Source organism: Nocardioides mangrovi (assembly GCF_020073815.1).
In the GTDB taxonomy this organism is placed as follows: Bacteria; Actinomycetota; Actinomycetes; order Propionibacteriales; family Nocardioidaceae; genus Nocardioides; species Nocardioides mangrovi.
The window spans coordinates 146,743-161,294 of sequence record NZ_JAIQZJ010000008.1 but is presented as its reverse complement, the minus strand read 5'-3'; the positions used below and the strand labels follow the sequence as shown (position 1 = coordinate 161,294).

At 72.9% G+C, this 14,552-nt stretch carries 16 protein-coding genes; 5 read left to right on the top strand and 11 right to left on the bottom strand.

The genetic code is table 11. The annotated features are described in order from the left end of the window. Window positions 1-142 precede the first annotated feature (142 nt). Window positions 143-853: a hypothetical protein gene (locus tag K8U61_RS14895; protein WP_224123825.1), complete on the top strand. Its 711-nt coding sequence runs from the start codon at window positions 143-145 to the stop codon at window positions 851-853. Between the two features lie 69 nt (window positions 854-922). On the opposite strand, the gene K8U61_RS14890 is transcribed toward K8U61_RS14895, so the two are convergent. The 3 genes from K8U61_RS14890 to npdG form a co-directional block, all read right to left on the bottom strand. Then, entirely contained in the window at window positions 923-1,375 is a 453-nt protein-coding gene (locus tag K8U61_RS14890) for a PGPGW domain-containing protein (RefSeq protein ID WP_224123824.1), read from the bottom strand. A gap of 46 nt (window positions 1,376-1,421) precedes the next feature. Next, the gene (locus K8U61_RS14885; RefSeq protein ID WP_224123823.1) at window positions 1,422-2,084 is read right to left on the bottom strand and encodes a PQ-loop repeat-containing protein; all 663 of its coding nucleotides are present in this window, start codon (window positions 2,082-2,084) and stop codon (window positions 1,422-1,424) included. 238 nt (window positions 2,085-2,322) lie between these two features. Then, window positions 2,323-3,000: an NADPH-dependent F420 reductase gene (npdG, locus tag K8U61_RS14880; RefSeq protein WP_224123822.1), complete on the bottom strand. Its 678-nt coding sequence runs from the start codon at window positions 2,998-3,000 to the stop codon at window positions 2,323-2,325. An 80-nt stretch (window positions 3,001-3,080) separates the two neighbouring features. Between npdG and K8U61_RS14875 the strand changes: the two genes are divergently transcribed. Then, complete coding sequence (locus K8U61_RS14875; protein ID WP_224123821.1) at window positions 3,081-5,135, top strand: MDR family MFS transporter; 2,055 nt, start codon at window positions 3,081-3,083, stop codon at window positions 5,133-5,135. Here K8U61_RS14875 and mftF read toward each other — a convergent pair. Genes mftF through mftA form a run of 7 tightly spaced genes read right to left on the bottom strand, consistent with a single transcriptional unit; the run spans window position 5,092 to window position 10,703 of the window. Then, a complete protein-coding gene (mftF, locus tag K8U61_RS14870; RefSeq protein WP_224123820.1) occupies window positions 5,092-6,522 on the bottom strand; it encodes a mycofactocin biosynthesis glycosyltransferase MftF in 1,431 nt (476 codons plus the stop codon). The genes K8U61_RS14875 and mftF overlap by 44 nt on opposite strands. Next, the gene (locus K8U61_RS14865; RefSeq protein WP_224123819.1) at window positions 6,519-7,223 is read right to left on the bottom strand and encodes a mycofactocin-coupled SDR family oxidoreductase; all 705 of its coding nucleotides are present in this window, start codon (window positions 7,221-7,223) and stop codon (window positions 6,519-6,521) included. Before K8U61_RS14865 ends, mftF begins: the two co-directional genes overlap by 4 nt. 23 nt (window positions 7,224-7,246) lie before the next feature. Then, window positions 7,247-7,903, bottom strand: a complete 657-nt coding sequence (mftE, locus tag K8U61_RS14860) for a mycofactocin biosynthesis peptidyl-dipeptidase MftE (protein WP_224123818.1) — start codon at window positions 7,901-7,903, stop codon at window positions 7,247-7,249. A gap of 10 nt (window positions 7,904-7,913) precedes the next feature. Continuing rightward, the gene (gene mftD / locus K8U61_RS14855; RefSeq protein ID WP_224123817.1) at window positions 7,914-9,125 is read right to left on the bottom strand and encodes a pre-mycofactocin synthase MftD; all 1,212 of its coding nucleotides are present in this window, start codon (window positions 9,123-9,125) and stop codon (window positions 7,914-7,916) included. Beyond that, on the bottom strand, window positions 9,122-10,318 hold the full coding sequence (gene mftC / locus K8U61_RS14850; protein ID WP_224123816.1) for a mycofactocin radical SAM maturase: 1,197 nt from the start codon (window positions 10,316-10,318) through the stop codon (window positions 9,122-9,124). Before mftC ends, mftD begins: the two co-directional genes overlap by 4 nt. Beyond that, window positions 10,315-10,599: a mycofactocin biosynthesis chaperone MftB gene (mftB, locus tag K8U61_RS14845; protein WP_224123815.1), complete on the bottom strand. Its 285-nt coding sequence runs from the start codon at window positions 10,597-10,599 to the stop codon at window positions 10,315-10,317. The genes mftC and mftB overlap by 4 nt, the downstream gene beginning before the upstream one ends. 2 nt (window positions 10,600-10,601) lie before the next feature. Further along, window positions 10,602-10,703: a mycofactocin precursor MftA gene (gene mftA / locus K8U61_RS14840; RefSeq protein ID WP_224123814.1), complete on the bottom strand. Its 102-nt coding sequence runs from the start codon at window positions 10,701-10,703 to the stop codon at window positions 10,602-10,604. 72 nt (window positions 10,704-10,775) lie between these two features. Between mftA and mftR the strand changes: the two genes are divergently transcribed. Further along, entirely contained in the window at window positions 10,776-11,354 is a 579-nt protein-coding gene (gene mftR, locus K8U61_RS14835; protein ID WP_224123813.1) for a mycofactocin system transcriptional regulator MftR, read from the top strand. On the opposite strand, the gene K8U61_RS14830 is transcribed toward mftR, so the two are convergent. Next, window positions 11,339-11,839: a winged helix-turn-helix transcriptional regulator gene (locus K8U61_RS14830; RefSeq protein ID WP_224123812.1), complete on the bottom strand. Its 501-nt coding sequence runs from the start codon at window positions 11,837-11,839 to the stop codon at window positions 11,339-11,341. The genes mftR and K8U61_RS14830 overlap by 16 nt on opposite strands. A 58-nt stretch (window positions 11,840-11,897) precedes the next feature. Here K8U61_RS14830 and K8U61_RS14825 point away from each other — a divergent pair, with 58 nt between their 5' ends. Both K8U61_RS14825 and K8U61_RS14820 read left to right on the top strand, forming a co-directional pair. After that, the gene (locus K8U61_RS14825) at window positions 11,898-13,319 is read left to right on the top strand and encodes an MFS transporter (RefSeq protein ID WP_224123811.1); all 1,422 of its coding nucleotides are present in this window, start codon (window positions 11,898-11,900) and stop codon (window positions 13,317-13,319) included. Window positions 13,320-13,344: 25 nt separating this feature from the next. Then, window positions 13,345-14,511 carry an acyl-CoA dehydrogenase family protein gene (locus tag K8U61_RS14820; protein WP_224123810.1) on the top strand — a complete coding sequence of 389 codons (1,167 nt, stop codon included), beginning with the start codon at window positions 13,345-13,347 and terminating at the stop codon, window positions 14,509-14,511. Window positions 14,512-14,552: the final 41 nt, after the last annotated feature.

Here is a 14,552-nt window from a genome sequence, read left to right as displayed (position 1 = left end):
TTGCGGCTGCCAGCAGCCGTTCCCCGCACCGCCGACTGGTCCAGACCGGGTGACCGCCGTCACGTTTTTCCGATTCCCCTCGCAGCGCCGTGGGTACGAGTGGCGCGCCCGCTCAGCGGGCCCAGAGCCGAGGGAGATCGACGTGACGAAGCTGATGAAGGTGCTGGTTGCCCTGAGCGTCGCCGCCGCGCTGTCGTTCATGGGAAGCGTGACGACGAGTGCGACTGCTGCGAGCGGGACGAGCAGCGCGAGCCACGCGGCGGCGAAGGCCGGTGCGTGCGCCAAGCAGAAGAGCAAGGTCAAGAAGACCGCCAAGAAGGTCAAGAAGGCCAACAAGCAGGTGAAGAAGGCCAAGAAGGCGAAGAAGAAGGCCGACCGCGGCAAGCAGAAGCGGTCCGCCGACAAGAAGCTCGCCAAGGCCAAGAAGCACCAGAAGAAGGCCAAGAAGGCGCACAAGAAGGCGCAGAAGGCGCTGAAGAAGTGCCAGAAGGACAACAGCGGCGGCACGGACAACGCCCTCCAGCCCGCCTGCGACGCGGGACTGCCGCAGGAGATCTGCGACGCGTTCGCCACGCTCCCGAACCCCAGCGGTGACGGCAGCGCGAGCCCGATCCAGGCGCTCTGCGACGCCGGGCTGCCGCAGGCCATCTGCGACGCGGCGGCCAACCCGCCCGGCGAGGACGGCTCGAGCCCGATCCAGCCGCTGTGCGACGCCGGGCTGCCGCAGGAGATCTGCGACGCGACCACCGGCGGCGAGGCACCCGACCCGGGCACGATCATCGACCCGATCTGCGCCCTGCTCCCGATCCCCGGCCTGTGCGACGGCTCGATCCTCGGGAGACCGGCCGCCTGAGGCCAGCACGACGTTCGACGGGTACGTCGCCGCACGAGTGGCGGCGTACCCGTCGTCGTACGTCGGGGGCTACTCCGGCCGCGGCTCGCCCCGGACCCGGTAGGTCCGGTAGCTCCACACGATCAGGCCCAGCGCGATGAACGCCGACAGCACCTGGGTCACCCCCGTCGCCCAACCGCCCGGCAGCCAGGTCGAGTCCGGCCCGGGCCACCAGTCCGGCACCGGCGGCCCCCACAGCCACAGCACCCCGCAGGCGAGCAGGGCCAGCGCGAAGAGCGTGGACATCGCGACCCGGAGGTTCGTCGCCACACCGTCGGCCGCACCCTGGAGCGCGCGGCGCTTGATCGGCTCGACGCGCCGCTCGGCCCACTCGTACTCCTGCGAGAGAATCACCAGCCCGGCGGCCACCATGAGCAGGCCGGGGCCGGGCAGGATCAGCGCGGCGATACCGGCGACGACGAGCACCCAGCCCGCGGTCTCGACGACGATCCGCTTCGCGTGCCGACCGCCGGGGAAGCGCATGGCCACAGCCTGCCAGAGGCCGCCAAGGCGGACCCCTGACCGAGGATCAGGCGGCGAGGCTCAGGTCGTCGCGCGCCACGTCGGGGTCGATGCCGTCGGGCAGCCGGACCAGGCGCGCGTGCACGTGCGGGGGTACGACGAGCCGGGTCAGGATCAGCACCGCGCCACTGGTCGCGACCAGCGCGTAGATGAGGTTGGCGTCGATGTCGGCGAGCAGGCCGTAGGCGCCGGCGAGCGTCGCGTCGACGATGAGCATCGCCCAGCCGGACGCCGCGATCGCGGACACGTCGTGCGAGCGCCACGCGGTCACGGCCGCCGGGACCACCATGAGGGTGATCGAGCAGCCGAGCGCCACGATGATCGGTCGCGAGCCCCAGACCGGGACCAGTGCGGTGAGCGTCGCGATCGCGAGCGCCCAGATCACCGGCATCCAGAGCCGGTCCCGGTCGCCGCCGCGGCGCCAGGCGAGCAGCATGGCGCCCGCCGTACCGGGCAGGGCCAGGAGCGCCGGGAGGATCACCCAGATCTCGTGCTCGACGACGCCGAAGATCGTCCAGGCGATGCCGCTGACCGTGGAGTTGGCCAGCGCGGCGACGCTCACGCCGGCGGCGCTGCCGGAGCGGGCGAGCTTGCGCATCTGGGGGACGGTGTAGGCGAACGCGAGGAGCGTGCCGGCCAGGCCGACGACGGTCGCGAGCGAGATGTTCACGGGCTTGCTTTCTCTTCTGGGCGCCCTGGTGGGCTCTGCTGGACACAGACGACGGCCGCCGCGTGCTGAGCACGCGACGACCGTCGGTTGTTCGACTGGATGACCGGGGTGTGGTCACCCGGTGCGCCCATCCTATCGGCCTATTCGGACCGATCTTGACCAAAAGAGGCGTCCCGTGACGGTGATCTCACCCACAGATCTTGCCGTCACAACGCCATCAGACGGGAAATTGTTCCGTTCAGATGTCCGTGACCCGGATGCCTGCGTGCGCCTTGTAGCGCCGGTTGACGCTGATCAGGTTGGCGGTCAGGGCCTCCACCTGGTGGGCGTTGCGCAGCCGGCCGCCGTAGACGCCCCGGACGCCCGGGATGGTGCCGGCGAGGTCCTGGACCAGGTCGGTGGCCTCGCGCACGTCGCCGAGGACGAGCACGTCGGTGTCGACCGACTCGACCTCCGGGTCCTCGAGCTTCACGGCGCTGACGTTGTGGAAGGCACCGACGACGGTGGAGCCGGTGAGGATGGCCTGCGCCTGCTGCGCGGCCGAGCCCTCCTCGACGGGCAGCGCGTAGGCGCCCTGCTTGTCGAAGCCGAGCGGGTTGACGCAGTCGACGACGACCTTGCCGTCGAGCTCGGCGGTCAGCGTGGCGAGCAGCTCGCCGTGACCGTCCCACGGGACCGCGACGACGACGATGTCGCCCGCGGCCGCGGCGCCGGCGTTGTCGGCGCCCGTCACGGTGCCGCCGACGGCCCCCGCCAGGGTGGCCGCCGCCTCCTCGGCACGGTCCGCGCTCCGGCTGCCGATCACGACCGGTACGCCGGCCGCCGCGAACCGGCGGGCCAGGCCGCGTCCCTGGGGTCCGGTGCCGCCGAGCACGGCGACGGTCTTGCCAGCGAGGGACTCGGGGAGGGTGCTCATGACGGCCACTCTCTCAGTGGTGGCCTTCGGCGGAGCAGGTCGGGCAGGGTGGTTCCCGTCACACCTTTTCGGGAGGTTCCATGACCGCCACTGCCGACGCCCCCGCCGCCGCCCCGGTCGGGCCGATCACCCTCGAGGGCCGCGAGCGGATCCTGGCCTTCTCGACCATCGGCCTCGGGATGCTGCTGGCCGCCCTGGACGGCACCATCGTCTCGACGGCGCTGCCGACCATCGTCGGTGATCTCGGCGGCGGCAACCACGTCTCCTGGGTGGTCACCTCCTACCTGCTCGCCCAGACGGCGATCACCGTCGTCGTGGGCAAGGTGGGTGACCAGTTCGGTCGCAAGCAGGTCTTCCAGGTCAGCGTCACCGTCTTCATCGTCGGCTCGATGCTCTGCGGGCTCGCGCAGGGCATGACCTGGCTGATCGCGTCGCGCGCCCTCCAGGGGCTCGGCGCCGGAGGCCTGACCGTCACCGCGACCGCGCTGATCGCCGACATCATCCCGCTGCGCGAGCGCGGCAAGTTCCAGGGCGCGCTGGGTGCCGTCTTCGGTGTCGCCACGGTGATCGGTCCGCTGCTCGGCGGCCTGCTGACCGACCACGTCAGCTGGCGCTGGTGCTTCTACATCAACGTGCCGCTCGCGGCCGTCGTCATCGTGGCGACGCAGATCTGGATCCCGAAGGTCCCGCCGAGCGGGAAGCCGCGGATCGACTACCTCGGCATGGCCACGGTCGCGCTCGGCGCCTCGATGCTGGTCCTCGCGACCAGCTTCGGCGGCACGACGTACGACTGGGGCTCCTGGCAGATCATCGGCCTGCTGGTCGGCGGCGTCGCGGTCCTCGGCGTCTTCGTGCTCGTCGAGCTGCGGGCCACCGAGCCGATCCTGCCGATGCGCCTCTTCCGATCGAAGGTCTTCGCCGACTGCTGCGCGCTCAGCTTCATCGTCGGCTTCACGATGCTCGGTGCGATGACCTTCCTGCCGACGTTCTTCCAGTACGTCGAGGGCGTGACGGCGACCCAGTCCGGCTTCCGGATGCTCCCGATGGTGCTCGGCCTGCTGCTCACCGCGACGACCAGCGGCAACATCGTCAGCAAGACGGGCCGCTACAAGATCTTCCCGGTCGCCGGCGGCCTGATCATGGCGCTCGGCCTCTTCCTGCTCTCGACGATGGACCCCTCGACCGGCACCTGGGTCTCGGCGCTCTACCTCTTCGTCTTCGGCATGGGCATCGGGCTGTCGATGCAGGTGCTCACGATCATCGTGCAGAGCTCCGTGGCCTACACCGAGCTCGGTGTCGCCACGTCGGGCGTGACCTTCTTCCGCACCATGGGCAGTGCGTTCGGCGCCGCGATCTTCGGCTCCCTCTACGGCAACTTCCTCGGCGACCGGCTGCCAGCCGCCATTGCCGAGAGCCCGGGGGTGACCCCGGCCGACCTGTCCACCCCGAGCGCGCTCCACCTGCTGGACGACTCCGTGATCGCGCCCATCGTCAACGCCTACTCCGAGTCCCTGACCCAGGTCTTCCTCTACGCGATCCCGGTCGCCCTGATCGCCTTCGTGCTGGCACTGCTGCTGCCCCAGGTCCAGCTCGACAACAGCATCGCGCCGTCCGCCAACGACCTCGGGCCCGGCTTCGGCGCCCCCGAAGCGCTGCCCAACGAGGAGATCCTGTCGCGCCGGATCGCCAACCTGCTCTACGGCCGGCGCCGCGACCGGGTGCTCGACCTGCTGGAGTCGGACGAGTCGACCCTCGACTCCGCGGGGATCTGGGCGATCGTGCAGGTCTACGGCCTCACCGCGTCCGGCCGCCGCGGCGACGTCGCGCAGGTCGCGTGGTCGCGCAACCTGCCCGCGTCGGTGCTGGTGCCGCTCTTCCGGCGCATCTCCGAGGAGGGGTACGTCGAGGGCAACCTCGACGACCTGACCCTGACCGCCCTGGGCCAGACGACGGTCGACCGGCTGCGCGACGAGCTCAGCGACTGGATCGCCGAGAACCTCGAGGGCATGGACACCGAGAGCCCCGAGCTGATCCGCTCCGCGATCGCCTCGGTCGTGCAGCGGATCGTGGTCGAGCGGGTGGAGGCGCCGGTCAGGCCGCCGGCGGCCGCGATGGCCGGCGACGCAGACCGGTGACCTTCGGTACCAGCGCCCGCGCCGACCCGGCTCGCAGCACGCCCCACCACAGGCCGGCCCCGTAGGCGAGGTCGTCGGCGCGGCGGGCCACGAACGCCTCGGCGGCCCTGGCTGGTGGGACGTCGCGGTGGTCGAGCAGGTCCCACACCATCGCCGCCACCACGGCTCGGCGAGCGCGCCGGGAGACCAGGCAGGCCACGGCGGCGCCCGGCCACCAGTGCCGCAGCAGCAGGTGCGAGCCCTGCCGCAGCGTCGACACCGCGACCTCCGCGGTCAGGTCGGTGGCCAGCCGCGGCCGGTCCGGGGTGTCCGGGAGGGTGCGTCCCAGGCGCAGTCGGACGGCGACGAGCGCGGCAGCAGCGGCCGGCAGCGACCAGTGGCGCTGGGCCAGCAGCGCAATTGCGCCGATCGCGGGGACCGGGGAGACGACTGCCGGGGCCATCCAGTCGCCGTGCCGCTGGGCGAGCCACGCGCCGCCCGAGCCGTAGAACGCCTTCCGGCCCAGCCAGGTCGACCAGGTGCCGCGGGCGTCGTGGGTGGCGACGTACGCCGGGTCGTAGCGGACGTGCCGGCCCGACCGGATCAGCCGCCAGACCAGGTCGACGTCCTCGCCGACCCGCCGGTCGTGCTCGAAGGCACCCACTCCTTGATCGGAGCTCAGGTCCGCCGTCCGCACCAGCAGGCAGGCGCTCGGCAGCCAGCCGACCTTGGACCACGGCCGGACCAGCGCGGGCTCGGTGCCGAGGTCGAGGGAGAGCCCGTCGACGTCCCACCGCTCGAAGCGGCGCGGCCGCTCGTTCCGGGCCGCCCCCTTCACCCGCGGACCGACCGCCGCGACCTGGGGGTCGGCGAAGTGGCCGGCCAGGCCGCGCAGGGTCTCGGCGTCGACGACCACGTCGGAGTCGACGAACGCGACGTACGGCGTGCGCACCCGCTCGAGCCCGGCGTTGCGGGCGCCGGCCGGCCCGACGTTGACGCCGAGCGCGAGCAGGTCGGCGCCGTGCCGGGTCACGACCGCGGCGACGGCGGCCGGGTCACGGGAGGCGTCGTCGACCACGACGACCGGCAGGCCCGCCCCGGGCTGGCACAGCCCGGAGAGGAGCCGGTCGAGCCGGTCGGCCCGGTCGCGGACCGGGACGACGACCGTGAGGTCGGCGGCCGGCCCCCTGGCGAGGACGGGCGCCGCGAGGTTGGCCGCCAGCAGCCGGGCCGCGACCGTCGCGGTGGTCGGGTCGCCGACCTCCAGCTCGGCGCCGCGGGCCAGCGCCGGCGCCGGCTCCTTGAGCCGCAGCACCCGCAGCGGCGAGCCGCCGACCAGGGTGCGACCGCCGTCGTGCACTCGGACCGTGTCGCCGACGCGGACCCGAAAGCCGACCGGCAGGATCACGAGAAGCCGCCGTCGGCGTGCACGACGCTGCCGTTGAGCACGGCCCCCTCCCGGGAGCAGCAGAAGGCGATCGTGGCCGCGACCTCGTCGGGGCCGAGCAGCCGGCGCAGCAGCTGGTGGGAGGCGAAGGTCTCGGGGTCGGGCAGCCCGTAGATCGCAGCCGTGGCGTCGAGCATCGGCGTACGGGTCGAGCCGGGCGAGACCGCACACGCGGTCACGCCGGTGCCGACCAGGTCGGCCGCAAGGCCCTTCACGATCCCGACGACCGCGTGCTTGGCCGCGTTGTAGCCGGCCAGCCCGAAGAGGCCCTGATGGGCAGCGGCGGACGCGATCGCGACGAACCGGCCGCGCGAGGGATCAGGGCCGGCGAGCATCGCGGGCACGGCGGCGGCCGCGGTGTTCCAGACCCCGCGGGCGTCGACGTCCCAGAGCTCGTCGAGCTGCTCGTCCGGCGTCTCCCACAGCGGCTGTCCTCCGGCGATCACCGCCGCCGCGGCGACGACGGCGTCCAGCCGGCCCCATCGCTCGACGGCGAGGTCGACCGCACCCTTCAGCTCGGCGCGATCGGTGACATCGCCGACCACGTGCACGCCGCCGTCGGCCGCTGGAGCGTCCAGGACGTCGTACCCGACGACGCGATAGCCCTGTGCAGCAAGGGTCCTGACGGTTGCCGACCCGATCCCGCCGGCGGCTCCGGTCACGAGTGCGACCCTGGTCGGTCCGGTCACGACAGCCTCCCGACGATGTCGGCCACCATCGCCCCAAGCACCCGCTCACCCTCGGCGGCGGACGCGCCGGTGGGGTCGCCGAGCACACCGTTGGGCGACACCGCGGCGATGCCGCCGTTCATCATGGCGGGCAGGATCTCCCTCAACGGCTGGGTGTTGCCGGCCTCGGCTCGCTCCAGCCGCACCGACTCCGGCCGGAGGTGGAGCATCAGCGAGGTCTCGGTGAAGCCGGCGTGCAGGTCTGCCCCAGGATTCAACGGAGGCTCGTTCGCGCAGGGGACCCACTCGAGCTCGTCGGACGCGTTGAGCGCGGCCACGTTGCCGCCATGGGCGTTGACGAAGACCACCCGCGCGGCCCAGGTCCGCAGCGAGCGCGCCAGCTCGACCAGCTGGTGGGTGAGCGCCTCGGTGCCGACCGAGACGGTGCCCGGGAAGGACTGGTGCTCGCCGCTCGATCCGTACGCGACCGGCGGCGCGACCCAGACCTCCCAGGCGTCGATCGCCGCCGCGACGTCGTGGGCGACGGCGGTCGCGATCACGGTGTCGGTGTCGAGGGGCAGGTGCGGGCCGTGCTGCTCGAGCGACCCGAGCGGCACGAGCACGAGCTCCGCCCCGGCGGCCTCCGCCGACGTGGCCCGGGCGAGCGCGCTCATGACAGCGCGCTCATGACACGTGGAAGTCGTCCGGGACCAGCAGCGTCTCGGGGGTCAGCTCGTCGATGGAGGAGAGCCCGAGCCCGAGCAGGGCGGAGTCGATGCCGCCGCGGAGCACGTCGAGGACGTTCTCCACGCCCGCCTGGCCGTTGGCCGCGAGACCCCAGAGGTAGGCGCGGCCGATGAGCACCGCGCGGGCGCCGAGCGCGAGCGCCTTCACGACGTCCGAGCCCCGGCGTACGCCGCCGTCCATCAGCACCTCGACCTGGTCGCCGACCGCGCCGGCGATCGGGTGCAGCAGCCGGATCGCGGCCGGGGTGCCGTCGAGGTTGTTGCCGCCGTGGTTGGAGACCGAGATCGCGTCGACCCCGGCGGCCACGGCCCGCTTCGCGTCGTCGACCCGCGCGACGCCCTTGAGCAGGAACGGCGTGCCGCTGATCTCGCCCCAGGTCTGCCGCATCCACGCGACGTCGTCCCACGACGGCGGCGGGGTGGTCATCCACTCGTAGTAGGCGCCGAAGAACGTCGGGCCGGTCGTCTCGCCCGGCGCCGCCAGGTTGGGCGCGGTCAGGTCGGGCACCTGCCCGGTCCGCCCGAACTGGTAGAGCCAGCGCGGCTTGGTGACGACCTTCGGGGCCATCCGCACCATCGTCTTGAGGTCCACCTTCTCCGGGATCTCGGGCGAGCCCCAGTCGCGGCCCATCGAGAACGACCAGTCCAGCGTGGCGATCAGGCCGACCGCACCGGCCTTCTGGGCTCGCTGCATCCGCTGCACCATCACGTCGCGGTCGCCGGTCCAGTACATCTGGAAGAAGGTGCGCGGGCAGGCCTCGACGACCTCCTCGACCGACTTCGAGGCGAAGTTCGACAGGCCCATCAGGGTGCCGCGGTTGTTCGCGGCCCGCGCGACCGCGACCTCGCCGTCCGGGTGCACGGCCTGTACGCCGGTCGGGCTGATCAGCACCGGCAGCGACACCTCGTGACCGAGGACCGTGCGGGTCAGCGTCCGGTCGGCGTGGTGGCCGGCGACGTGCGGGAGCAGCCCGAGCCGGGCGAAGGCGGCCTGGTTGTCGGCGATCGTCTGACCGCGCTCGGACCCGGCGACCAGGGCGCCGTACACCGGCGCCGGCAGGCGCTTCTGCGCGCGCCGCTGGGCGACGGCCACGGACTCGAACCAGGGGTTCTGCTTCCAGGGGTTCTGGAGCCACTCCGGACGGCTCACGGCACGAACCCCGCCAACGGGCTCTCGGCGCAGTCGCTCACCGGCGGCCGCGTCATCAGCTTCAGCATCACCGGCTGGTTGCGGGTCGGGTTGCTCTTCGAGTGGTCCTGGCTCGCGGCCGGCACCGTGCGCGCGCCGGCGAGGGCGAGCTCGCTGTGGCCCTGCACGCACTCGGGGTCCGGACCGTCGAGCGGCAGGCCGGTGAAGAACTTGGCGGCCATGCAGCCGCCGCGGCAGGAGTCGTAGTGGGCGCACTGGGTGCAGGCGCCGCCGGTCTGCGGCGACCGCAGCTCTTGGAAGAGCGGCGAGGTCCGCCACACCTCTCCGAAGCCGCCGTCGGTGAGCAGGTTGCCGGCGTGGAACTGGTCGTGGATCGCGAAGGGGCAGGCGTAGACGTCGCCGACCGGGTCGATCAGGCAGACCACCCGGCCGGCGCCGCAGAGGTTGAGCCCGGGCAGCGCCCCACTCCCATCCGCAGGGCCGAAGGCGGCGAGGTGGAAGAACGAGTCGCCCGTCAGGACGTTGTCACCCTTGGCCATCAGCCAGTCGTAGAGCTCGCGCTGCTGGTGCGGCAGCGGGTGCAGCTCGTCCCACACGTCCGCACCGCGGCCGGACGGGCGCAGCCGGGTGAGCCGCAGCGTCGCGCCGTACCGGTCGGCGAGGGCCTGGAACTCGTCGAGCTGGCCGATGTTCTGACGGGTGCAGACGACGCTGATCTTGGCGTCGGTGAAGCCGGCGTCCTGGAGGTTCTGCAGCGCGGTGATCGCGGTGTCGAAGGACCCGGGCCCGCGGACGTAGTCGTTGACCTCGGCGGTCGCGCCGTCCAGGGAGATCTGCACGTCGACGTAGCCGCCGCAGGCCGGGGAGGCCAGGAACGCGGCGCGCTCGGGCGTCAGCCGCACCCCGTTGGTGGAGAACTTCACGCCGACCTGGTGGTGGACGGCGTACTCCAGCAGGTGCCAGAAGTCGGGTCGGATGGTCGGCTCGCCGCCGCCGATGTTGACGTAGAAGACCTGCATCCGCTGGAGCTCGTCGATGACCGCCTCGCACTGCTCGGTGGTCAGCTCGCGCGGGTCGCGGCGGCCGCTGCTCGACAGGCAGTGGGCGCACTCGAGGTTGCAGGCGTAGGTCAGCTCCCACGTCAGGCAGATCGGCGCGTCCAGCCCGAGCTCGAAGTGCTCGACCAGCTTCATGCGGCGACCTCCCCTTCCCGTCGGCGGAGCATGTCGGAGGCGGCCAGCCCCTCCAGGGCGGTGAGGTACGACGGCCAGCCGGCCTCGGGGATCCCGGCCGCGACCAGCGCGGACCGGACGTCGCTCGCGGACTCGAGCCCGCGGACGACGGCGACGAGCTCCGGGCGCTTGAGGAAGATCAGCTTCCGGTTGCCGAAGTGGTAGGCCAGCGCCCCGAAGGGCTCCGGCCGGAGGGCCACCGAGGGCGAGAGCGCCCAGTGCTCGTCGAGCTGCACGGTCATGATCAGTAGACGCCGCACATGCCGTCGATCGAGACCTCCTCGATCAGGTCCTCGCTGGTCACGTCCGGGGTGACGTCCTGCTCTACGTTCTGGTCCGGGTCCATGGGAGCCTCCTCGCTGGGATGTGGTGCCCGCCACACTAATGGCACCGAGCGCCACAAAGATAGGGTCCGTGCATGAGCAGTCGCGGCAGACCGGTGGCGACCAGTCCTGCCCAGATCGAGGCGGCGGCGTTCCGGCTGTTCGCCGAGCGCGGCTTCGAGGCCGTGACCATGTCCGAGATCGCCGCCGAGGTCGGCGTCGGCCGGCGCACGCTCTTCCGCTACTTCGAGTCCAAGAACGACATCCCGTGGGGCCAGTTCGACCAGACGCTCGAGCACTTCCGCGCGATCCTCCGGGAGCTGCCGCAGGACCGGCCCGTCCACGAGGTCGTGCAGCAGGGCGTGCTCGCGTTCAACGAGTTCGACCCGGCCGCCGAGCCGCCGCACCGCGAGCGGATGCGGCTGATCCTCGAGACGCCGACGCTGCAGGCGCACTCCGTGCTCCGGTACGCCGAGTGGCGGTCGGTCATCGCCGAGTACGTCGCCGAGCGGCTCGACCTGCGGCCTGACGACCTCCTGCCGCGGACCGCCGGCGGCGTCGCGCTGACGCTGGCCATCTCGGCGTACGAAGCGTGGCTGGAGGACCCGGCCGCCGACCTCGCCGACCTGCTGACCGCGACGATGTCGGCGCTGCGGAGCTACCTCGCGGACTGACGGGCGGGCTGACGCCGCGCAGCGGTGACGAGGACGTCGTCCTCCGCGACGCGGTGGCCCTCGGCGCACATCAGCACCGGCTCGACGGGAGCGCCGCAGTCGGCGTGGCTGGCGGTGATGCTGGTCCGCGCGCCGGCGGCGTGCCGCTCGCCCCAGGCGAGCAGCCCGAGCACGACCGGCAGCAGCTCGTGGCCGGCCTCGGTCAGGACGTACTCGTGCCGGGTGCGCTGACCGGGCTCCTGGTAGGGCTCCTTCTCCAGGACGCCGGCGGCGACGAGCTCCTTGAGCCGCTGGGCCGCGACCGCGTCGCTGACGCCGACACCGCGGGCGAGGTCGTCGAAGCGGCGTGCGCCGTAGAAGGCCTCGCGCAGCAGCAGCAGCGCCGGCCGCGACCCCACGACCCCGAGGGTGCGGTCGATCGGGCACTGGTCACCGCGCGGCTGCGCGGCCGGGACGGCGAGGCTGGCGGAGTGCTGCACGGGCATGGCTCGATCCTACCCCCTGACTTGTGCGATCCATAGTCAGGCCTCTACCCTCCTGGCTATGCCTAGCCAAAGTCAGCGTCGGCGCGAGCTGCTCGTGACCGCCGTGCTGGTCGGCGCGACCTTCCTGGTCTCGCTCGACCTCTTCATCGTCAACGTCGCCTTCGACGAGATCGGCCGCGACCTGGCCTCCGGCGGCGCCTCGCTGGCCGACGTCAGCTGGGTGCTGACGACGTACGCCGTCGTGTACGCCGCCCTGCTCGTGCCGATGGGCCGGCTCACCGACCGCTACGGCCGCAAGGGCGGCTTCATCGCCGGCCTGGTGGTCTTCACCCTGGCCAGCGCGGCGTGCGGCTTCGCGGGATCGGTGTGGCAGCTGGTCGCCTTCCGGGCGATCCAGGCCATCGGCGCGGCCGCGCTCACCCCGGCCAGCCTCGGGCTGCTCCTGGCCGCGCTGCCCGAGGCCCGGCGCGCCCCGGCCGCCCGCCTCTGGGCGCTGGCCGGCGCGGTCGCGGCGGCCCTCGGCCCGGCCGTCGGCGGTGGCCTCGTGCAGATCTCCTGGCAGTGGGCCTTCTGGATCAACCTCCCGGTCGGCGTCGCGCTCATCGTCGGCGCGGCCACCCTGGTGCCCGACGTCCGCCACAACGCCGGGGCGCCCCGGCCCGACCTGGCCGGCGCCGTCCTCATCGCCCTGGGCGTCGGCGCGCTCGTGCTGGGCCTGGTCGAGGGCAACGACTGGGGCTGGACCAGCGGCCGCGTCGTCGGTGCCTTCGTCGTCGCCGTGCTCGCGGCCGCGGCGTTCGCGTGGCGCACCACTCACCACCCCTCGCCGGTGGTCGACCCGGCGCTGCTGCGGGTGCGCACCTTCCGGTGGGCCAACGCGGCCACGCTGCTCTTCAACCTCGGCTTCGGCGCCAACCTGCTCGCCGGGATCCTCTGGATGCAGCAGGTCTGGGGCTACTCCGCCCTGCGCACCGGCCTCGCGGTCGCGCTCGGCCCGGTCTTCGTGCCGCTCACCGCGATCATCGCCGGCCGGATCGCGCCGCGCGCCCGCCCGGGCCGCCTGGTCGCGCTCGGCTCGGTGCTCGCCGCGGCCGGGGCGCTGATCATGGTCGCGCTGCTCAGCCCGACCCCGGCGTACTGGACCACGGTCGCGCCCGGCTGGGCCGTCACCGGCGTCGCCGTCGGCCTGGCCCTGCCCAACCTGGTCGCCGGCGCGACCGCCTCGCTGCCCGTCACCCAGGTCTCGACCGGCAGCGGCGTGGTCACCATGTCGCGCCAGATCGGCCAGGTGCTCGGCGTCAGCCTGCTCGTCTGCGTCGTCGGCGCGGCCACGGACCCGACGACCGCCTTCCGGCACGCCTGGCTGCTGGTCGCCGCCGCCTCGGCCCTCGCCGCGCTCGCGGCGATCCCGATGGAGGTGCGACGAACGGCCGTCGGGGGTCGCTCGCCGGAGGTCGCGTCGGCGCCGACTTCGAGATAGTCGGACGTCCTACTATCGTCGGAGGATGCCCGCGTCCCGCCTGCTCCCCTCCGCCGAGGCCGTCGACCTGATCGAGCTCGTCCGCGACCTGGCGGCCCGTGAGCTGGCCCCGCTCGTCGCGCGCGCCGAGCGCGACGAGGACTTCCCGCGCGAGGTCTTCCGGCTGCTCGGCCGGGCCGGCCTGCTGGGGCTGCCCTACCCCGAGGAGTACGGCGGGGGCGGCCTGCCCTACGAGGTCTACCTGCAGGTGCTCGAGGAGATCGGGTCGGTCTGGGCGAGCGTCGGCGTCGGTGTCTCGGTGCACGCGCTCAGCTGCTTCGGGCTCGCGACCGCGGGCACCGAGGAGCAGCGGCAGCGCTGGCTGCCGGACATGCTCGGCGGCGAGCTGCTCGGCGCCTACTGCCTCTCCGAGCCGCACGCCGGATCCGACCCCGCGGCGATGACGACCCGTGCGCGTCGCGACGGTGACGACTGGGTGATCACCGGCACCAAGGCGTGGACCACGCACGGGGGGCACGCCGACTTCTACAAGGTGATGGCCCGCACCGGCCCGGGTCGCAACGACATCTCCTGCTTCCTCGTCGACGCCGCCTCCGACGGCCTGGTCGCCGACCCGCCCGAGGAGAAGATGGGCCTCACCGGCTCGGCCACGGCCGCGATGCGCTTCGACGGCGTCCGGGTCCCGGCCGACCGGATGCTCGGCGAGGAGGGCGAGGGGCTGCGGATCGCGCTGGCCGGGCTCGACGCGGGCCGGCTCGGCATCGCCGCGGTCGCGACCGGTCTCGCGCAGGGCGCCCTCGACCACGCGGTCGCCTACGCCAAGACCCGGGAGACCTTCGGCGCCCGGATCATCGACCACCAGGGGCTCGCGTTCGTGCTCGCCGACATGGAGGCCGCGACCCAGAGCGCCCGCGCCACCCTGCTGCACGCCGCCCGGCTCAAGGACGCCGGCCTGCCCTACGGGCGTGAGGCCTCGGTCGCCAAGCTGGTCGCGACCGACAACGCGATGAAGGTGACCACCGACGCCGTCCAGGTCCTCGGCGGCTACGGCTACACCCGCGACTTCCCGGTCGAGCGCTACATGCGCGAGGCTAAGGTCATGCAGATCTTCGAGGGCACCAACCAGATCCAGCGGATGGTCATCGGGCGCTCCCTCGACCGACAGCCCGGCGGCGCGCTGCGGCGTACCTGATTCGTCGGAGTCCACCCCGCTGGCTCTTGTGAGGCGACGGG